This window comes from Bacillus cereus group sp. N31 (assembly GCF_016483245.1).
Lineage (GTDB): Bacteria > Bacillota > Bacilli > Bacillales > Bacillaceae_G > Bacillus_A > Bacillus_A toyonensis.
In genome coordinates this window covers 1-21,762 of record NZ_JAEHCH010000040.1, presented here as the reverse complement: position 1 = coordinate 21,762, position 21,762 = coordinate 1, and the positions used below count along the sequence as shown (strand labels likewise).

Here is a 21,762-nt window from a genome sequence, read left to right as displayed (position 1 = left end):
CCTTTCATTTCGGTTCTTATTTTCAAAAATACAACGTAAAGTTAGGAAGTGCTAATCCATAATAATAAAATATTTTTATTATTATGGATTACTGTATCGAACCAATAGATACATATTAATTATCAGTTTTTTCTACATTTCTTATTAATCATTTAAAGCACCACCATTTTCTTTAGTATCCCATAAAGACTGTTACCTACTTTGCTTTTAACGGCAAAAAACTGCTTCAGCATGTTTACCTGAAGCAGCTCTTGTTATCTCAAAAATGGTAATGGTGCTTGCTGAATTCCGTTTTGTGTCGAGATATAAAAAGATTTTGCGAATCCCTCACTGTGAATGCATTCGTCTATTACGAGCATTATAGGAATCTTTCGTAAGTCTAACATTAGCTCCTTTCTAACATGTTCTGCTAAAGCGAGATTAGATATAGATAAAATAAAAATACCTGGTAAACTCTTCGTATTTTCGAAGTTCAATAAATTATTTGGTGCATTTTGAATTTGATCTTCCCAAATTTTCAATCGCGATTTTAAATGTTGTGCATATCGCTGCCCCTGTTGCACCCTTTCAAATATGAAGTTTTGATTTCCAATCGGAGTTTTAATTTCTCCAACAGCAATTGGATTATATCCAGTACCAGTACCTTGTAGCTTTGGATACCAGCACCAGTTTTTTAATAACTGTTGACCTACTGCAAACTCATATTTTATTTGATTCATAGTGACAAATCTTTGTACCCCTGCTACTCCAAGCCTTAACCACTGTTCTGGCTTTAAAGAATAGTTTGTATTACGGTTATGATAAGCCCACATCATCAAATGACCAGCAGTATTTAAAGTGATTGGAGCAGAGGTTTTGGGCTGATCCGGAAATAGCCCCGATTTTATCTCCCATCTACTAACAAATCCATACAGTACCAGTTTTTTCAGCGATTCTGAAACCTGTGACCTACTAATTTTAGATTCCACAAAATTTTTAATTTGAGCTTCAGTAATCGCTAATGAATCCCAAATAAGCTTTAATATTAAATTGTCTTTTTCATTTATAAAACCTGAATTAATTCTGTCATATATACTACGTAAATCTGTGAGTGGTTTAAATTTATCTGGAAGAATTGGTCCCCCCTGTAAAGAGGGGTCATCCCAAAGTGATAACGTTTCGTCCCTATTAAGCCAATATTGAACCGCCTTTCCATTCTCTTGTACGGAAACCTGCGGCGCACTCATTAGTTATATAAAAACGCCGTTGGATCGTTAACTTTTTTGCGTCCAAATGGAAACTTAAAGATAACCCCCGACCCTCTCTCTTTTTCCACATCCACACTTACAATTCTCATACTTACTACGTCATCCAATACTGGCTGTTCGATTGTTTTAGGGACAATTCCTTTAATTGTGCAGCCTTGGTCCAATTCAACAAAAACACCAAAACGCGGGTCAACATTTACAACCCTTCCTACAATTGTATCCCCTTCAGCTAATTCGGATAATAACTGATAAGGATTTTCCACGGCAGCTTTTCTAGAAACGTGAATTAGTCGCTGTTCTGGATTAAATTGTAGAACCTTAACTGGGATACGTTCACCAATTGGTGCATAGCGATCCACAGCGTTTTTATACACTCTTCCATAGTTTAGTTCATGTAATTTCATGAAGCATTCCGCACCATTAATACGTAAGAATATAGTTGGAACCTGAGCATTCATGTTATATCCAGTTACCTCAGCTTCGTAAGTTGGTACTTGAAGTCTTTCATCTTGCTCCAATTCTATTAACTCACGAATTAACGCATCTGCTGATCTTCTGCTAGCTTCTTTTACTGAAACCTGTACTTTATTTATATCCAGTTCATCAGACATTTGTGTAATTACTACATTAAAAATATTACCTGTGAATTGTGTAATACTTCTAAATGAGTAATCAGAGAGGTCCTCTTTTTTACAAACACCTATAATCTTACCGTTTTCAAGGGCAAACTCAGCATATTCAGTATCTGGATCGTCTTTATCGTGTCTTTTAACCGTTCTCAATACCGCTTGAATTTGCTCTTTATATCTACGTAGTGCCTGTAGTTTTTCATAAGTTTTTGAATCCATAAAAATATCTCCTCTCCCTTGTTCAATATTTATAAAGTTCAAAAATAATACTTCTACTTGAATTATTGTTATTTTTAACTGAGAAACTAAGTTTTTTAGAAGTATTTTCTAAAATTTTTATTTGTTTTTTTCACTAAACCTGCAACTTACCTTATTTATTACATAGAAGTTGCCGAAAAAAGTAAGGGAAGGGCATAAATGAATATATTAATATATTCATTTATATTGATGACGTTTATTAATTTACTTAATACTACACTACTTGATAATAAACATTCAGGGATAACAATGTATATTTATTCCGTTATATTCATAATTGGGAGCGCATTTTTCGGAAGTGCAAAACGGCTTAAAGTTAGTGAGAAAAAATAAAACAAAAAAGTGATACCCATTTATCTTCTTGCAACTAAGTCCTCCAGTTAAACAAACTAGAGGACTTTTAATAGTCTTCTAAATATATTGAATCCCTATAATAAGACGTTATGTTAACCTTTCATGAATATCATATATAGCCAAAAACCTTAGCAAATCGTTTTTTCCAAATGATACAATTAGAAAAAGGATGAAAATATATCATGTTAAAAGTAAAACCTAAATGTGTAAGTTGCGAAAAAAACATTCAAGGCGGAGAACTTGTTTATGTAGAGCTACACTATCCTCATTATGCTGGTATGACTGAAATAAAGAAATGGCTTGATAACGAAGGAAAAATCTACGGTTTGGAGTGTCACTCCAAACAGTAAAAAGATATACTTGGGATACCTCTTTAAATGAGGATGAATTTGAAACAACTTCCGCTAACGATAATTATATAAATGATCTATCCATATAGGCAACTCATTGTATTTTTTTGCTTAGCGTGTTTTTTTCAAAAATGATGGCGATGTTTCCGCGCCCCTTTAAAGGCCATCCCGAAAGGAATGGCCTATTTTTTATGAACGAATATCGGAATTTTTGAAGATTTCAATGAGGCTGGTGAAGCTATCATTGGCATGACCAGCCTTCATGCCGCGCCTGAAGACTTCCAGAACAGTTGCTGGCAAGGCGATGTCTATGCTGGCTTCTTGGGAAGTATGAACAACGTGCTCAACGCTCGCCAAGCCCATTGCGAGTCTGTCCACGTCACCAGGGTGCTCACCCTCATCGAGAAGCGGGGTATAGAACTCTATAAATTTTGGCAGTGACGACATTGTCGCTGAAGCGTATGGCAGGAATTGCTCCGCCGTAATGCCGTTCGCGTTAGCGATTGCAAGAGCGTGAAGGTAACTAAGCATTGCCGTCCAGAATATATCCATCTGTATCTGGTAGTATAGCATGGCTAATCCGGGGTCCGCGCCCCGATAATCGGTACTTGTTAACACTCCCAAAGTCTCTCTGTAAGCCTCGAAGACCACTCGCTCACCACTATAGTATGTGTAAGATTCCGATTTACCTATGCCTGACGGTGGAACTTGCACCCCTCCAGTAATATGCCGTGCTCCACGGTCTTCCAACCATTTAGCCGCCTCGCGAACTTTTTCCGGGGTATCCGAACTCAAGTTAACGAGCACCTTACCGAATAAATTCTCAGAAGCCGGTTCCAGAATAGAGTACATCACATTGTAATCTGTAAGGCTAAGGATTACCAGCTCGTTAGCAGCTAATGCCTCGTTGACCGTGGACACCCTAATGGCTCCTCTTGCTACAAGCTGATCTGCTTTACTTGAAGTCCGGTTCCACACGGTCACCGAGTACCCGTGCTCCAGAAAAACGCCTGCCATCGCCTGACCCATCGGACCTAGTCCTATGACTGTTACCGATTTTCGGTTCCCAACCGCGTTTATAGTTTCAGAACCATTTTTCTCATTTTTGCTATTACTTTTCAATGGAAAAACCCCTTTCAGATGAAATTAAGTAAATCATAAAGGATTACACTAGTGTCAATGTCAACACAAACAAAAATGGCCCTGGAGCGATTCATCATGCTCAGGGGCCATGTCTACATTAAACAGTTCTCTTTTTCTTAATCGTTAAAGCGATTTGCCTCTCCAGTAATCTCTTTAATCCATGAAGTGCTTCGATTTGATAATTCACATTTCTTAGCTTCTTTTCATACGTTTCCAGCATCTCCTCGCAATATTCATACTCGTCAGGATTTGCCGCTTCGCTCTTGAACAACGCTTTAATTTCATCTGCTGTTAATCCAAGCTTCAAGTATAACTGAATCGCTTTGACTCGTTCTATGGCCGATTCGTCGAAATCCCGGTAATCGTTCTCCAACCTATCGGCGTTTAGAAGTCCTTTATTGTCATAATGCCGGATAGATCGTATGCTGACATTGGTCAATCGTGCTAGTTCGCTTATTTTCACTCCTAACAAGCCTCCTTGCATGCTCATAATAAATTGATTATACAACGGCGGTTTTCCATTATTATTTCACCTAAATGAACTTGTAGTATTTGTAAAATACAGTTTTTCATAAAAGGAACTTAAAGAAACTCTAACATAACAAACATTTCACAATGGATTCCGTTAATTTTTTCCAAAAATATCCTTTATTTACGATGCGAATCCCAGTTCTAGATTTTGAACTACCCTCCATGATTTATATACACAGTTTATGGACATATTTCTAGCTAAAACGGACGAAAAACTCACCCATATGTGAATATTTTGGGTGTTGTTTACGAGTATACTGGATTAAGAGGACAAAAGAAAACTGTATAATTTTTAGCCCTAGCTAGGGCTTATTTAGCATGCACATTTATAAGAAAATACTCCTTTTTTAAATGCTTTTATTTTGGTAAACGAAAGCTTATTTTAATTCTGTTCTTAAGTTAATGGCAATGTAAGGTGACCCTTATTATAAAAGTACGACTTTAATGCTTCTTTTGATTGATATAATGCATAATGGCTTTATATAAAAATTCAGCTAAGTCTTCATTACTAAATTGATTTATATAATTTTTAAATCGATTATCAAATTTATACGTATTTGCAATACATGTCAACATTTCAGAGTCACATACAATAGATTGTTCGAGATAACTTTTCCACTCTACAATTAATTGCTGTACTTCATCAGAAGAAGGTGATTGATTAATATAGGAAGCAATTTTTCTAAACACCCTTTCCATTTTTTGTTCGAATTCGTGAAATAAGTTCGCTTTTTCACTAGGAGAGAGTTCTTTCAGCTTCTCCTCAAATTCTTTGTATTTTTCTGTTTCTCCATAGATGAATTTCGCTTCATGAGCATATTGTTCTTGTAATGGCAAAATAGATGAATTATTAAAAATATTTAAATTGTAGATATCCTTTCCTGATACATACTCATCCACCGCAGTAATAACTGTTTCTAAATGTTGTTTTTTTAACAATAAAGTTTGGTTATGCTTCTTTAATAATTGTAGCTGTTCTTCTCTCGTAAGTTTCAAAACTTCCGCAATTTCCTTTAGAGAAAAGTCCATTTCTTTAAAAAATAGAATCATTTGAAGTCTTGCTAAACTGTTCTTATCATAGAGTCGATAACCATTTTCCGTTAAGTAAATTGGCTTTAATAAATTTATTTTATCATAGTATTGTAAGGTTCTTTTTGTTATGCCTGTAATTTGCACAATATCTTTAACCGTTAAAAATTGTTTCTTCATCCCAAAATTCCTTTATTTCATCTAGTATTTGATTGGCAGGAGTTATTGTGGCTTCAAAGATATTTTTACCTGTTTTTTCTAAATAGTATTTAATTAAATAGTATCCACAGGCATAACCAGCAGCATAAGGCATATTGACTGGTATATAGTTTTGAAGTTTTGCTAATTCGTCACCATAAAGATACGGTGCAATTTTATCAAATCCTGTTAATTGTAATTGATCCTTGAGCACAGGTTTAATACGTCTATTAAGCATTTCCATAGTTGTTTTCGATACCCAAGGTCCGAGTAGATCTTCCCCCAAAATAGAAGTAGCAAAATTTTCTGCTAAACCTTCACTAACAATTAATTCACCTAAAGTAACAGTATGGTCCCACTGAATAAATTGATATCGAACATTATGATTACATTCATGTGCTAAAGCAGCTTTCATTCGAGGGATTGTGTATTCATTTGGCACAAATGTACACAAAATATAGCCAGGAATACCTCCATCACCACTATATCCTTCATTTAACATTAATGAAGGACTATTGGGATTCCCTAATAGAATCGTGAATAAGTAATCAGATACACGAAGGTTCACATCATGCTCTCTAAATAAATGAAGGCTTTTCCTAACAACTTCTTTACACTCAGACCAAAAAGAATCAGACGAAATCAATTCTAGTTCTGGTGTAATCTCATTTGTAATCTGATTAGGAGAAATGCTCATTATATTATTCAATGTAATAACATCAAAACCATTTGGCTCCTCAGCTTTAAAAGGAATATATTGAATTTCCCATTTCTCCATAAACGGAGCCAACATTTCTTTCCTGTATAACTCAACCTTTTCCTCTTTTGGAGCTTGTAAAATTTTTCGATATATTTTATCTGACCGTAATGATTTTATATTCATTTCTTTCACTCCTTATTTAATATAGTTAAAATTATGCACTATGACGTTGCGTTATAGTCAAGTGGGTTAACTAAAAATATAGCAAGAGAATGGGATTAGGTGATTTTTGAAATATTAATAGGACACTTTCATTTGTAATTACCTTGGCTTAGTTTGGATGTTGAACGTATTTAAAAATATCTCCAAAGCCGAATTTTAAACAACCTTATGGGGGGCCCACCACCCATCCATCAACTTAAGGTATATTTTTATACAAAATGCGGTCTTTCCATATAGTTTTTTTATTATCTTTTATAGATTTTATAAAAATAGGCATATCAAATAAACCCTGATGGGCTTCAATTTTTTTACTATGCTACCTGATGAGTAGAAGTGGTATACTCATACACAACACCCAAAATATCAAAGACTGTCTTTTTCTCGTATCGATGAGATTTTCGTCCGTTGTGCTGTAGGAGGTTAAACAGACGAAGGAGAACCTTTGATAGCTCTTGGGTGTTTTTGTGTAATGCTTGGTGAAAAAGTGAAAAATGATCTTTAATTATGTACATCGCTTTATATTCACTTAGCTCTTTCTGTTTCTTACGCAACAGGAGTTCTCTCATTTTAAACATTGTAGAAGAACATAATAGGATGCTAATGAGTTGTCCATAAAGATGACATTCTAATCGTTCTTGTTTAATAGATTTACAACGATGAATTTGAAACCAGGATTTCCATATCTTAAATAGCAGTTCTATTTGCCAACGTAGTGAGTATAAATCATAGATTTTCTCTTTTGGTACCCATTCCGTAGGAATGTTTGTCATATATACCGTAATTCCTTGTAGAAGTTTCGTACGCTCTGTATATGTAATTCCTTTTTTCTTTTCACGAATAGCTCGATCACGTAGGCGGTTTTGTCTTTGCTCCTCCGTACATTTATAAACCACAATGCGAGTAGGTAATTTGTCTTTGCTCCCTACATATACATCATGTAATTCATACACTTGGCCAGGTTGTAACTGGTTCATGATTTCTTCCAAATGAATTTGTATATATACCGGCCTCAGTTGGGCGGGTTTTGTTTTAAATACGACTGTTTCGAAACTCTTTTCTATATATCTTAGTTGGTAACTTAAGACGTGATAAATAGTATCCTTGCCTATCTTGAATAGATTTAAAGTCTTGTAAACGAAAATATCCTAGGTCACGAATATATAGTTCATTCTTTTGTGCCATATCTGCTCGAGTCGCACCATACGCTTGATCACTTCGTTTTCCTAGTTCAATTTTCACATCAGAAAATTCTCCACTCAACAGGTCATACTCTAGTTGAATTTTTACACCAGCTCTATGACTACATCCTCCGGCACCAGGATAAGTAGATGCAAATCGATCCGGCACTTGAAATGTTGTAGAATCAAGGATAAGAATACGCTCAAAGTGAGCAGAAAGGACATGACCCTTAAAAAAATTTAATAATACGTGAAATTATACGTTATAACAAACAAAAGAATTCTCATGATTTGTATTTTTTTCAGAAAATAGAAATTTTAAAAATTGATTTTATGAAGATAAAAGAAAAAATTTTAGGTTCTGGTGCAAATACTTCAAAATATCTGCAGTACCTCCCCATACTTGGACATACTGAAACTAGTACTCTAAAAAAAGACATGTTCAGTATGGAAAAGCAAAATCTATTCAAGTGGAAACATTATCAACCTGATATTATTTTATTAACCGTGAGATGGTATCTACGGTACAGCCTCAGTTTTCGTGATTTAGTTGAATGGTAGAAATTTATTTTGTTCATAAGCCTTAATCCATTAAATGGCCCTTTAGTGGAGAAACTTTATTGCTACCCAACAGTTCCTTAATTAGCCTTTCAGTTCAGATCTTCTTTTCACTATAAAAACACCCCTTTAGATAAACAGATTCAAAGGGGCAAAACATCGCAATGTTTTTATAAACGTCGCGACTTTATTCAAAACATCGCGTCTTTTTTATAAACAGTACGACTTTATTTCAAATTTACAGTAAACATCTAAAAACCCCTCTTATTAACAATGCTAAGAGGGATTTTTCTATTACTCTACATGTAATATGTGTACACCACTTAAGGCATACGATCTTTTAAATCTGCTAAAGGTATAAGTTTGTCGACAAGCCATAACTTCTTATTTCCATCATAGATAAGATTTATTTGCATTAATGACATATTATCAGATGAAACACCATTAACTGTAATTTTACTTTTCACTTTTGCCAATACATTTGCTTTTGTAGTATCCAAAAATGCATAATACAACTCGCCACCTATGTATTCAGATTGAAATGAAACTTTTTTCTTTTCTTTCTCATCTCCAGTTCCAGGAGCAGATTGCGTTGGTCCACCTGGTGGTGTTAATTCTTTCTTTGCATTTGGTGTTATATATGCATCTATATTAGCAAGGTATGATTCGCCTTTACCCGTATCATAAGTACGGAAAGCTTTAAGAAATCGTTCTGCAGCTTCCTTTACTTGTTGTTGATTATTACTCTTTAGAGCTGACAATTCCTTTTTCGTATCGTTGTATTGTGCCCCCACCTTTTTCACTTTTTTCGTTAATTTTATATTATCAGTTTTAAGTTTTTCATTATCAGATTGATATTTTATTAAAAACCCTACACTAGCTATTAATAAAATTGCTAGTATAATGGTGATTTTCTTCATGATTTACCTCCTTTTCGCAGTTTCATAAGTTGCTAGATGTTACATGCATAATTATCTAACTACACGACCATATCCCGCAAAATGCTGTTGAAAATATGGTTTACCTAAATCAGCATAGCCAATCGGATCGCCAGCATGATACATTGTATTATTTCCTACATAAATGCCAACATGCGTAATGTAGTTACTTGTAGCATAAGTACTATGGAAAAACACTAAATCTCCTGGCTTAGGATCTGTTATACGTTGGGTTTTATCCCATTGGGTTTGTGCAGTACCAAATAAATTAATACCAACTCTTGAATACGTATACTCAATAATTCCACTACAGTCAAATGACGTATTTGGTGTTCGCCCTCCAAACACATATGGCCATCCTTGATACTTTAGTGCTTCTGCCATAATTGCTTGGAATACATCATCACCTAAAACGCTACCACCAGCAATTCCACCAGAACCACCAGGGGTTTGACCAGGTTGATAGTATCTCATAATATGTGGGACATAGTCTGGATCACCATAACACCAATTATTAGCTACTGCCTCCGCACTTCGCCATGATGCACATCTATAACCATTTTTAGCTGATTGTTCTGCAGAAAATGCTCTTGCATTCTCGTGTGTATATCCACCTTTCGATACTGCATAGTTAGCGTATCCGGTTCCGTAGTTATAACATTGTAATGTAGTATTTTGATCACCATTTGATTTTTTATGACAATCAGCAAAATGCATTAAACCATATTTTATACTTTCCTCTGGATCAGTAAAATACCCCGGAGGATACCCTTGTGATTCCGAGCTTTGCATTACATCTAATTGTGTTCCAGAACTTTCTTGTTGAATAAGAGCTAATATTAATGGAGTCATTGCTTCTATGCCATGTTGCGCCGCATATTTCCTTACCAATGGCTCCCATCTCATTACTTCAGGACTGACACTTGCAGTACCCGGTGCAAAAGGACCACCAATTCCTCCAGGACTGACTTCATCTTCACTCATTGTGGCAGTTAATAAAAATATTACTATACCTAAACCTAAAACAACAGCCATAATAACACCGGCAACTATTAATAACGGCTTTGCAACAGCAACTGTAGCTGCCTTCTGTGCTACTTTTACTGCTACTTTCTTACCTACTTGCGCAACTGCTTTACCCGCTATTTTTGATCCTTTACCAGTCGCCTTCCCTAAAGAATGGCCTGCCTTTTTCAAGGCAGGCTTAGCATTCCCTAGTTCAGCTTCAGGATGGTGTTCATTTTCAAGGTCGCGATTTGGTTCCGCACTCAATGTGTAAACCCTCCCTCATGAGCTGAATTATTTTGGTTTTATGGTTTCTTTTGCTTTTACATTTTTTAAAACTTCTTGTTGTGTTTGTGCTTTTGCGTTAACTTTCTTAATATCTGCTCCTTCTTTTACATGTTGTTGATTATTCACTTTAGAAACATTTTTAGTTTGTTGTTGATTGACTGGTTTTACCTCTACTTGTTTTTGCGGTGTACTCACATGGGAAGTAGTAACTGGCTTGCTCTCCATCGGATTCGATTGTAATGGTGGTGTTCCTGGCTGTGGTGCTGTAATTGGTTTACTCTCCATCGGATTAGCTGGTACTGGTGTTGTTCCTGACTGTGGTGTTGTAATTGGCTTGCTCTCCATCGGATTCGATTGTACTGGTGGCGTTCCTGCCTGTGGTGTTGTAATTGGTTTGCTCTCCATCGGATTAGCTGGTACTGGTGTCGTTCCTGACTGTGGTGTTATAATTGGTTTATCATCCGTTGACTTAGTTTGACCCGTTGGTGTTTTAATTGCCGCTACTGGTTTTATTTCCGCTTTTACATCTTCTTGCTTATTCTCGAGACCACCATTATTTTGAGTCGCAGCCGGTCTGATTTGAGCTTTTACATCTTCTTTATTACCTAGTTCCTCATTTAATGGTGCTACTGGTTTAACATCCACCTTTACATCTTCTTCTTTATCTTTTAATTCTGCTTGTTGTACTTCAGGATTATTATCTTGATGTTTCTCTCGTACTGCTAATTCTGGATTTTCTTTAGTTGCGGCTACTTCTTCCTGAACCCTTTCTTGCTCCTGATTTCCTTTTCTATCGCGAACACCTAAGTTTTCTTCTTTTTTCATTTGATTAATATTTTTTTCTTTTTCTGCTTGCATTTGCTCTTTTTCCTTACGTTTACCATCTGCTACCTTTTCTTTTCTATCTGCATAGTTTTCTTTCAACTGCTTAAACTTACTATAACCTGATTTGCCCATTTTCCCGGCCATTGCCGCACTTGCAACACCCGCGGCGCCAGCTACTGCTACACCTCTTCCAACTGTCTTAGATCCACGTCTAACATCACGATATTTCTGCCTAATATTACTCATAGCATCTGAAGCTCTTGCTACCCCTGCATTTGCTGGTACTATAGTAATTGCATCGAAAATTGTTTTACGGTATAACCAAACACCCAAGAATGAAAGTATTTGTAGTATAGCTACAACTAAGTATCCATACTTATCAGTAGCACTGAACAAAATTGACGATACCCAAAACATTAAAGTTACCAGGAAACCAATTGCAACTTTCATAAGCAATGTTCTAAACAGTTCAGCTAAGAACTTTTTAGCAGTTCCAGTCCACGCAGGTACTAATGCCATTAATAACATTACAGGTGACATTAGCGCTACGATGATAAACATTAATTGATAAAATAACATCGCCATACTGCATAATCCCAATACAATCCATAAAGGAGCATTAATAACACCTAGTAGTAATACGAGTGCCCCTCTCTCAAAAGTAGCATCTAACGACAATGTTTGGTTTTTCTGAACCTCAACTTCATCCTTTAAAAGAGCTTTTCTTTCATCAGGATCTGTCGTTGTTAACATTTTCTTTATTCTTTCATCACCGATTTTCTTCATATCTGTTGTGCCAAACTGTAATAATGTATAAGGTTGCTTTATTAATAGAGTGTGTGTTAAATCTGTAATGGAATCGACACCACTTGAATGCCCTTCACTTGCTCCACTAATACTTTGAGATGAATCAAGAACAGTTTTATTTACTTGCTCTGAAAAATTATTTAATCCTTTGATGATATAACTTGAATTCGCGAAAAAACCTAGAGTGAAAACTAAAATACCTAATGCTTTTAACAATCCTCCTAGCATCTCCGACTGACGTCGCTGTATAAAACCTACCCAGATAACCCAGCATGCTAGTAAAGCTAACATGAGCCCAATTAGTTCACTATATATTCCATTACCCCAGGAACCATTGAACCCTGCTGTTTTAGATATTACCTCACCCAACTTATCTCCAACATCAGCAACTATATTTAAACTCATTGATTGGCCTACTAAACTTGTTACCAAACTACTAATTGCAAGGTTTACTGTCCATGCAATACTAATTAATATAAAAATAGTTGCTACAATTTGTTCTTTAATATTATCTTTCCATTTCCAAAATTTAAGAGATTCTCCAAATCCACCTTCTGGAGTATAAACATCAATACCATAACTACTTAGTGGATATTCCTCAAATTTTAATTTCTCTTTGCTTTTCGGAATAATGTTGTCTATTAGTGAAGGTCTTGGCTCCTCTTCCGCATAGACTGGTGCAGCTTTAAAAAGTAAACTAAATGCTAAAAGCAAAGTACAAATTAATAACAATAGGGTAATAAACTTTTTCATTACATGTTACTCCCCCTTTATGGGAACCTATTAATCTTTTGAACTAAACTCACTTGTCGGTTTAGTATTTGCTACTTCATCAATTTCATTTCGTTCAGGGCCAGTATAACTTCGAACTTTGAATCCATCTTCTGTACGAACTACTCTTACCCATTTCACTGCTTTATCGATATTTTTAGGGGGCTTCTTTGAAATAAAGTTATACATAATTGTATCCTTATCTACCACATATTCTTTTACTGTGTAATCTTTATAAGATAAATTATTTTGAGGTCCTTTATTAGGATCCAATATTTTATTTTTCTCCCCATCGACAACTAATTTACGTATTGTTTTATAATCATGTCTTAAATCTGCGTTTACAAAGTCAAGCATCATTTCTCTTGGAGTGTGTCCCTGTTTATCTGTTTCTTCTCCTACACTCTTTTCACTATTACCACATGCCGCAATCAAGAAAAAAGTACCTACACATAGACTTGTTAGTATAACTTTTTTAAATTTAGTTTTTACCATGTTAACTCACTCCTACATTTATTTTTTCTCCCCCTTCTTCGACAAAGGTTGCATTAACTTCCTGCCTTTCATCATCATTTGACTTTCTATAATTCTTTCTTGCATTTGGTCTTGTATCGAATGCGTCGTATAAATCCTTAAACACTACATCCATTGTGACAACACCTGTTCTTCCTTGAATGTCTTGGAACAAACATTGTCCTGTTTCTAAATTAGTAATAATCGCATGATTTTCTTCATTATCAGGTAATCCAAAGAAATCTAAGATTGAAGAAATCTCTTTACTGTCGGTATTACGGAATGAGAACTTCATACCGATATTATTCTTAAATGTCTCATCTCCAAGGTCACTTGCGCTTTGAGTTGCAAAGTATACTGCAGAGTTTAAGGCACGACCTTCACGAACTAGCTTACGAGCTAACTCCCGCCCTTGAGAAGTTCCCATGATTGCCCATGCTTCATCCAATAAAACAATTTTGAATTTAGTAGGATCCTTTTGAAAGAATTTTCTTGCAAAAGAAGATAGAGACATGAGCATACTAACTGATAAATTTTCTTGTAAGGTATAATCTTTCGGATCTTTTTGAATATCTGGCATATCAAGATGCTGAATTTGTATGATATTCACTGCTGTATCAAGTTCAATGTCTCTATTTGTTCCATCACCAAAGATTAAGTGTGCAAAGGATAAATTCTCAAAAGCTTGAATATGAGCGGCTAATTGTTGATCCACTTTATCCTCACTATCTTCAAGGTATTGAGATACAGCTGTTAAGCACGGTTCTTCCATCCCTGCTACAAATTCTACAGCAGAAGCCAAGCGCGGGAATTTTTCCGAGTTATCAGGTTTAATACCTGTAATGAAAGTAAGAATTGTCATCGCTAACTCAATTGCATCTTTTCGGCTATGTTTATGAATGATAAATGGGTCAAGTTTCCCTTCATCTCGTCTATCAGTCCCTAGTGTAATTACGTTTACTTTACCTTCTAAACCATGTAAATCTTCTGTCCAGTTCCCCCTCTCACCTTTCGGATCGACTATCAGTGTTTGTGCTCCTCCAAGAACAGCTAAGTAAACAATTAAGTTCGTTCCAAATGATTTACCGGAACCAGTACTTCCCGTTACTGCAACTGAAAGTGCGCTTGTTTTTTGATTTGCAACGGTATTTGTTGCTGCGAGAGAAGGTGTCATATAGACTGCTTTGTTTAAAATACCAGTTGTTCCAATATAAAACCCGATATTATCCCCTAAATCTTGTGTTGCTCCAAACATACCGGCCGCAAGTACTCCAGGTTCCATAAAGTGTATATAATCATTTACATACCTTCTAGAACCAGGGATAAATTCATTAAACAGCAGGAACTGATCTCCATACGGCCTTACTAGTTCAATCATCATCTCTCTATAAATAGAAATAAGTGAATTTGTGTTTCGACGCATTGTATCTAAATCTTCAGCACATATACAGAAAGATACCGATGTTTTAACTAATGGCATACGTGTCTTTTGTATAAGTGCTTGTAATTCAGTAGCTTCTTGAACGCCTTCATACACGTTTAGCCCAACAGTTTGTGCATTTTCTCTTGCATGTGCCTCTTGATCTTCTAAATCTTTTTTCTTTTTATTTAGTTTAGATAGAGCTTTGCGATGGTTAATATTTTCAGTGCGAACACTCAGTTCAATTGGAAAATCGATATTTTGAATCATATACATCCACTCTTGGTCTGGAAACTCCATCGTATATGGGATTTTAGAGGCCGATAAAAAGCTCATATATGCTGGATATTCTAACCCGTCGGTACCAATTTGAGACATTTCAATATGTCTTCCTTTAACATCAAATTCGGCCTCTGATAAACGTAATAAGCTTTCTTGATTTGGTATGATTGCAGAGTCGTCATTTTGTACGGGAGGTGTCCATCCAGCAGTTACTGGCGCCTCTAATGTGCGATAGAAGTTTCTTAATATAACCCATTGCGTTTCATTAGTTTCTAGAGCCCTTACAGCCAAATGTTTTCTTATTTTATTTTTAAAAGCGCTAGCTTCTCTTTTAAACATCTCCAAATCAGTTTTTAGTATCTTAGTATCACCAAGTAACCCAAACTGTTCTGCAGTGTTTTTAAAGGTATGAAATGCTGTATACAACATTTCTTTAAACCCTTCTTGTATGTGTCTTACCTTTAATTTCACGCCAATAAAATATCGGTACTCTACTGCATTTTTACCAAATTTTCGTTCTAGCTCATGTACCACATCATCTGTATGATCAATTGCAAGTTCTTTTAATTCACCGCTTACTGTTTCTTTGAATTCATCTGCTTTTTCTTGGAAGTTCTGATAAACAGGAATCATTAAGAGGTGCTTTTCTTCATCAAAATTCCAAAACAAGCCAAGTTGGCGCATGAATAAGGTATTTTTATCATCATCTCCTCGGAATTCGTATGGTATTCCGTATGCCTCATAATACGCCCAGCAAGAGCCATCTTGGTTAAAAATCAAATTTTCGTGAAAGTATTTGACTGGAAATTCAACCTGATTCATTTTACCCTCCTTAGAGAAGAATATGAGACTAAAATAATTCTTCCGTATAGATTAATTAGTTACTTATTATTGATTGAATCATCCTTGAATCGTATTAAGGTTTTATATTGATAGTTTCCAATATTACCAGTTGTATCTTTATAGCGGCTAATCTTCTTACTTTCGAACATAAACACGAAAAATCGAAATAAAAATTTATGCGGGCTTTTTCCATCCAATTCTACATTGCCAAAGAAGTATGCTATTCCACCTGGTAACATTAAATATTTTAAAAACACATTATTTCCTAAAGGTAAAAACTGATCTAGAATTAAAATTAAAAGTAAAGATCCAACAAAGAAGCCCAACTGTCTATAAGGAACTGGGAAAGGGAGAGTTAAGTCCCTTATCCCGTATAAACTCTTAGGAATATCCCATATCGAGTTGTATGTCCTAACTTCTTTACGAGTCGGCTTTTGAGTCATTTCTACCAACCCCTTTAATATTTTTAGAGATTTTTAATTTATTACTTAAATACTAAATTATATAATTTTGTACCAAGATCTTTGAAAACGTCTGGTGAGAATACAAAAACTGATAATAGTGCACAAACAATTATCCAACCAAGTAAACCAGCCATTTGTCGTTTAACTGCAAAGACGATAACTCCAATAAGTGCTACAACTAAAAAGATCGGGCCCAATTGAGCTACTAACCAGTTTTTAATATTTACTCCAAAATTTATATTACCTATTACTGCTACATCTGTAATAGCAGGTAATTGATGAGCAACCATATCTAATCCCAAAAGCTCCATAATTATTTACCCTCCACTTTCTCTAATGTGTTTTCAAATTTTTTCATAGAGCTAATTGAAAACTTATTATCTTTATTTACTAGATTTAAATCATATGTGTATGTGTACTCTAAGCTGCTATCGTTGTCTTTTAATTTGGCATCAACTAAGACTCTGTACCCTTTATCCTTATCTTCATAAATCCGCAAGTTTTCTAATTTGCTAAATGTCATAATACCTTTTAGTCCATTTGTTATATTGCTTTTTTCAAAGTAGTAAGCAATTTCTTCTGGTGTTCCTTCTGTATACACTTTAAATACAGATTGCAAAAATTGTTCTACTTTTTTTATTTCTGCATCTGTATTTATTTCTCGTCCTTCTGGTTTAAATGTAGCCACTTTATAAGATGCCTTTTCTCTCTCTCCATGAACGATTGTAGGATTGTCAGGAATCACCATCTTCCCTTTCTCCATTAAGATTGGAATAGAGAAGTACCTTGTCACTTCTTTAGGTTCTTTTGGTGTATCTGGGGCTTGAGTCGTTCCAGGAGCTGGATTATTTACAGGTTCTAGTTTTTGAATGATTTTCAATGTAACTTCTGCCTCATTTCCTTTTTGACGAACCTCGACAGCTTCTGACTTAACTAACGTACTAGAAGCATTTTTTAAAGTATCTCTATTTAATCCTCCTTGCTCATCGGATCCTTCAACTAAATATTTTTCTAATCGTTTTTTCCGTGTTTCAGCTACATTCATATCAACCTTCCAGTTAAAATAATCAGCGGCAAAACTATGGGCATATGCAATTAATTCTGCTTCCGATATCTTAACTTTTACGGGTTCCTCCTTCTTTTCTTGAACAGCTACTGCTCTAGGAGGACCGGCAAGTTGGATAAATGAAAGAGAGCTTCCTGCAAACACGAATCCCATTACACACCAAAATGTAACCTTACCTACTTTTCTTCCTGTTATAACTGGAACTTTCTCCCTTGTTTTACGTGTCTTCTTTTCTTTAAGTGCTTCTGAATTTTCTTGTTGCATATCTAATAGTTCAGTTGTTTTATTCTTTGCTTTTTTAAAGAATGTAAATTTCTTTTTTTCGGCGTTTTTCTGGGATTTCTTTTTTACCATGTCTTCACCTCTCTTTTTAAATGGTTAGGAGATTACAAAGTTCATTGTAATTTCCACTAATTAACTATCTACTTTAAGTATGATTTACTTTTTTCGGAAATCTAAGAGAAATAAAAAAAATTATGTTTTATATCAAAATTTTTTTAGGAAGATTAAACCTAAATATAATGTTTATTAAAGTACATAAAAAAACCAATTCCATTAAGAAATGAAATTGGTTTTACACAGGGTCTATTCTCTATAGTAAGTATTACACAATATAAAAACCTAATATAATATATATCTTTAATATATATAAAGAAAAAAGATAATACTTTTATACAGAGAAAAAATCGTCTTAAAACATTGCTGTGCTAAGGGTTCATCATTACTCTAGCCATAAAAAATCATAAAAAGTAAATACTGGGAATGTACTTAATGAGCTGGATGATGATTAAAAACTACAAAATATCGTAAAGTAGGTATATAAAAACTACATATAATCATCGTTAATTTGATGCGAGTGAATGAATAAATAATAAATACAAATTTTGCTGATTTATGAACAAGCTTTCCACATTTCTTAAAAACTACACACAATTTATTAACAAATTGGTCAAAGTTAGGAACAGAATCCACTTTTTAAACATAACTAACAAAAGTTTTTCTGATTTTAAGTAGATTTAGAGATAGAACATGATAAGAACAGTACTTAAGGCTTTATGTTATACACATCAAGTCAAAATTATTAAGGTATCAACAGAATTATAAAAAATATTTCTGCTTTTTTGTAGATGAAATGACACAAAAGGATTGAAAATTCAGATTTAATAACTCAGAAATTGTGAATATCTCATTTTGATTTACATGCAATGTATGTAATTGCATAAAAAATAGAGAGGCGTGATCATTAAAATTGAAAACTTTCTCTCTGTTTTGTTAGAAGTAATGCATTTCATAGGGTATCTTCAACACGAATAGCCCTCCACTTTTGTTTTTTCAAAAATAGAGAGCTGTATCTTTACATTGCTGGAAGCAGCTGATCAACCGAATGTGGTGTTTCACTTGTTGAACGGTAGTATGCTTCTAAGGACTGTAGAAACTGAATTAAATCAAAGTCTTCAGGGACCTCAATTACACGAATCTTTTCCTTCGACAATTTATCAACTTTTTCAATGAACAGTTCACGAATATCACTAGGCATGTTAGTTCCTTGATGCCCGCTAGACTTTAATAGTTCACGGATTTCAATTTCTAATGCTGTATATGCGTTAATATTTACTCCTTGCTCATAAGCATATTTTCTAAATAGTGATTCCTCTTGATACTGCATGTAATTACGATGGTAAGCATCTAAGGTTACAGGTACAGCATATTTCGCATGAAGCAGGTCATGCGCTTTACGGAATAGCTTTTGAACATTTCGTAAAGAGTATATAGCAAAATGAGTACCAAATTTAAAAATGGCCTCTTCTTGTTCATGTTTAGGTACATTGTGTGTAATTAAAGGATAAATACCAGTTTTAGCAGCTGTGTCTAATACACGATATTGAGAAGATTGCTTTAATAATTTACTTAGTGTATAAACAAGCTTTTTAGGATATCCTTCTTGTCGATCAATCATTTCTCGTAAGCCACGAACTACTTGGCGAATTTGACGATGACAAGAGTGTTTTAAAACGTTAATGAATTGGTTCATATCCTTTGCAAATTCAGCAATATTCATTTCCACTAACAGATTTTCAATGAATTTAACTTTACGCTTATATGTATCTCTTGGTGTAAAAGGATCACGGTATTCTGCTCCTTCTTCTTTTGCGCATAAGAAATCAGGATGTACAGATAAATGCAATGTTGTGTATTGCTTTTTATTCTTCTTCCCTTTTTCTAATTTGCAAATTTTAAATAAAGGAGATCCAGTAGCAGATAGCTTTGTTTCTAGTTCCTCAAGCACAGCACGAATCTGATGTGGGTATTTCTTATGTAAGTAACGATACATACCGCCAAAGTGAGTTGAGTTTCCTTGTTCATCAACTTTGAATAAAGAACGTTTCAGGGTAGTTTCGCGTTTCTGCTGCATTGCTACATCCATGAATAGTTTCTTAGCTGCAATGGATAACTCAAAGAATTCTTTGGTAAATACTATCGGGCTAATAAATGTATATGCGTTTGCTTTATTTGTTTCTTTATTCATGAAATCAGTTAAGGTAATTTTATATTTACCACTGTACTCATTTTCGATTGTAATGATGTTATGGAAACTTAACTTCTTCAAAGCCACATAAAATTGTGAGTGGTGAATATGTGCAAATGCTTCTTTATAATTTTTATAATCTTCCCAAAGCATATGGATCGATACATGCGAAAGCTCACCATATGTATTACATTTCTTATGAAGAAATAGAAATAATTCTACATCAGCATTTGTAATACCATATAGCTTATGTTTTCTGCCCTCATTTTTATCAAATCCACTTACTTTATCTACAATCTTTTTCATTTTCAGTGAAAAAGATGGCTTTGCTTTAGCAACAAATCCCTCTTCATCTGCAATTCGTTCTTCATAGGACATTGAATTCACAATGTCTTCTAGATAGGTATCTTTAAAACTGTAATACTTACCTTCCAAAGCTTCTACTAACTTTTGCCATGATTTAATTGTTACAATTACCGGTGTTGTTGTTTCACCATTCAAACTACGTTTGTTCTTTATAACGAAAGGTTTTGCCATCTTTTTCACCTCCTTTTATTTTAAGTTGCAGTTTTCCCCACAATTAGATATAGAATTTCATTTTTGATTATATCAAATCGAATGCTGGTGAAATCTGTCCCTTTAAGAGGAAAAATAAAAAAATGAAACGTGCCTCAATCCCTTGTGCGACAAGGGGTTTGACGTTTCATGAAAAAAAGTTTGTTGCCACCATAGGGCTATGAAGTTTTTTAAATATGAAACGTAGTATGTAGTGGGATAAATCTTTCTAAACCATTGATTTTATAGGGTTTTATGCTAATTTTGTTTTAAAGTTGTAGCCATCATATAGCTATAACGTTTCATGTTTTTGATTGACTGAGAAATTTCTGTAGATTCCATATAAACACTGATATATATGGAGTTATAACTGTTTTTAAATGAAAAGTTGTAGCCATCATACCGCTATAAACGTTTCATTTCGTTTCACGTTTCCTGCCGTCATATAGCTATAACGTTTCATGTTTTTAAAACAAGTTATATTTTATTGAAAGTTGCTGTAACCCTTGGTATATATATATTTGTTTGAAGTTTTAAAGTGAAAGTTGTAGCCATCATATAGCTATAATGATTTTATTGTTTTTTCTTTCATATTTAATGAAATGGCTTTATATCAACGTTTATTAGTAAATTACATAGAATAAAATTTTTTTTAGTCGAATGATTTTCAGGATATTCTCGTTTCATTTTTTTAAAGTTGTAGCCATCATATAGCTATAACGTTTCATAAATTACGAAATTATAACCACAATATAGCTATTCATTATTATAAGTAAGAAGTAATAGCCATGATAAGGCTACATAGTTTTAAGTAAGAAGTAATAGCCGTGATAAGGCTATATAGTTTCAAATAAGAGCTTATAGCCAAGATAAAGCTATATAGTTTCAAATAAGAGTTTATAGCCAAGATAAAGCTATATAGTTTCAAATAAGAGCTTATAGCCATGATAAGGCTATGTAGTTTCAAGTAAGAAGTAATAGCCGTGATAAGGCTATGCAGTTTCAAATAAGAGTTTATAGCCATGATAAGGCTATGTAGTTTCAAATAAGAGCTTATAGCC

At 34.4% G+C, this 21,762-nt stretch carries 16 protein-coding genes and 2 pseudogenes; 2 read left to right on the top strand and 16 right to left on the bottom strand.

Annotated features, from left to right (window positions below):
• Positions 1–254: 254 nt before the first annotated feature.
• Positions 255–1,226: a hypothetical protein gene (locus JDS81_RS28175; RefSeq protein ID WP_097954941.1), complete on the bottom strand. Its 972-nt coding sequence runs from the start codon at positions 1,224–1,226 to the stop codon at positions 255–257.
• Positions 1,226–2,095 carry an RNA-binding protein gene (locus JDS81_RS28170; RefSeq protein WP_097954940.1) on the bottom strand — a complete coding sequence of 290 codons (870 nt, stop codon included), beginning with the start codon at positions 2,093–2,095 and terminating at the stop codon, positions 1,226–1,228. The genes JDS81_RS28175 and JDS81_RS28170 overlap by 1 nt, the downstream gene beginning before the upstream one ends.
• 575 nt (positions 2,096–2,670) lie before the next feature.
• Here JDS81_RS28170 and JDS81_RS28165 point away from each other — a divergent pair.
• Entirely contained in the window at positions 2,671–2,838 is a 168-nt protein-coding gene (locus tag JDS81_RS28165) for a Fe3+ hydroxamate ABC transporter substrate-binding protein (protein WP_097954939.1), read from the top strand.
• A gap of 189 nt (positions 2,839–3,027) precedes the next feature.
• Here JDS81_RS28165 and JDS81_RS28160 read toward each other — a convergent pair whose 3' ends face one another.
• The 5 genes and pseudogenes from JDS81_RS28160 to JDS81_RS28140 all read right to left on the bottom strand — a co-directional run.
• Positions 3,028–3,960: an NAD(P)-dependent oxidoreductase gene (locus JDS81_RS28160; protein WP_097954938.1), complete on the bottom strand. Its 933-nt coding sequence runs from the start codon at positions 3,958–3,960 to the stop codon at positions 3,028–3,030.
• A 118-nt stretch (positions 3,961–4,078) separates the two neighbouring features.
• The gene (locus JDS81_RS28155) at positions 4,079–4,444 is read right to left on the bottom strand and encodes a MerR family transcriptional regulator (protein ID WP_097954937.1); all 366 of its coding nucleotides are present in this window, start codon (positions 4,442–4,444) and stop codon (positions 4,079–4,081) included.
• Between the two features lie 509 nt (positions 4,445–4,953).
• Positions 4,954–5,721 carry a MerR family transcriptional regulator gene (locus JDS81_RS28150; RefSeq protein ID WP_097954936.1) on the bottom strand — a complete coding sequence of 256 codons (768 nt, stop codon included), beginning with the start codon at positions 5,719–5,721 and terminating at the stop codon, positions 4,954–4,956.
• Positions 5,696–6,622, bottom strand: coding sequence for a DUF2268 domain-containing putative Zn-dependent protease (locus JDS81_RS28145; protein WP_097954935.1), 927 nt, complete (start codon positions 6,620–6,622; stop codon positions 5,696–5,698). The genes JDS81_RS28150 and JDS81_RS28145 overlap by 26 nt, the downstream gene beginning before the upstream one ends.
• Positions 6,623–6,972: 350 nt before the next feature.
• A pseudogene (locus JDS81_RS28140) lies at positions 6,973–8,065 on the bottom strand (IS4 family transposase); the annotation flags it as partial.
• A 221-nt stretch (positions 8,066–8,286) separates the two neighbouring features.
• Here JDS81_RS28140 and JDS81_RS28135 point away from each other — a divergent pair.
• Positions 8,287–8,394: pseudogene (locus tag JDS81_RS28135) on the top strand (IS6 family transposase); the annotation flags it as partial.
• 326 nt (positions 8,395–8,720) lie between these two features.
• Here JDS81_RS28135 and JDS81_RS28130 read toward each other — a convergent pair.
• The 9 genes from JDS81_RS28130 to JDS81_RS28090 all read right to left on the bottom strand — a co-directional run bounded on the left by JDS81_RS28130 (position 8,721) and on the right by JDS81_RS28090 (position 20,683).
• Complete coding sequence (locus JDS81_RS28130; protein ID WP_097954934.1) at positions 8,721–9,317, bottom strand: hypothetical protein; 597 nt, start codon at positions 9,315–9,317, stop codon at positions 8,721–8,723.
• 51 nt (positions 9,318–9,368) lie between these two features.
• Complete coding sequence (locus JDS81_RS28125; protein ID WP_097954933.1) at positions 9,369–10,607, bottom strand: bifunctional lytic transglycosylase/C40 family peptidase; 1,239 nt, start codon at positions 10,605–10,607, stop codon at positions 9,369–9,371.
• Positions 10,608–10,634: 27 nt separating this feature from the next.
• Entirely contained in the window at positions 10,635–13,013 is a 2,379-nt protein-coding gene (locus JDS81_RS28120) for a CD3337/EF1877 family mobilome membrane protein (protein WP_199688660.1), read from the bottom strand.
• A gap of 30 nt (positions 13,014–13,043) precedes the next feature.
• Positions 13,044–13,526, bottom strand: a complete 483-nt coding sequence (locus JDS81_RS28115) for a hypothetical protein (protein WP_097954932.1) — start codon at positions 13,524–13,526, stop codon at positions 13,044–13,046.
• Position 13,527: 1 nt separating this feature from the next.
• A complete protein-coding gene (locus JDS81_RS28110) occupies positions 13,528–16,068 on the bottom strand; it encodes an ATP-binding protein (RefSeq protein ID WP_097954931.1) in 2,541 nt (846 codons plus the stop codon).
• Positions 16,069–16,127: 59 nt separating this feature from the next.
• Positions 16,128–16,532 (bottom strand): TcpE family conjugal transfer membrane protein, encoded by a 405-nt coding sequence (locus JDS81_RS28105; RefSeq protein ID WP_097954930.1) that lies wholly within the window; start codon positions 16,530–16,532, stop codon positions 16,128–16,130.
• 41 nt (positions 16,533–16,573) lie between these two features.
• Complete coding sequence (locus JDS81_RS28100) at positions 16,574–16,864, bottom strand: hypothetical protein (protein ID WP_097954929.1); 291 nt, start codon at positions 16,862–16,864, stop codon at positions 16,574–16,576.
• Between the two features lie 2 nt (positions 16,865–16,866).
• Complete coding sequence (locus JDS81_RS28095; RefSeq protein ID WP_097954928.1) at positions 16,867–17,973, bottom strand: conjugal transfer protein; 1,107 nt, start codon at positions 17,971–17,973, stop codon at positions 16,867–16,869.
• Positions 17,974–18,973: 1,000 nt separating this feature from the next.
• Positions 18,974–20,683 carry a hypothetical protein gene (locus JDS81_RS28090; protein WP_097954927.1) on the bottom strand — a complete coding sequence of 570 codons (1,710 nt, stop codon included), beginning with the start codon at positions 20,681–20,683 and terminating at the stop codon, positions 18,974–18,976.
• Positions 20,684–21,762: the final 1,079 nt, after the last annotated feature.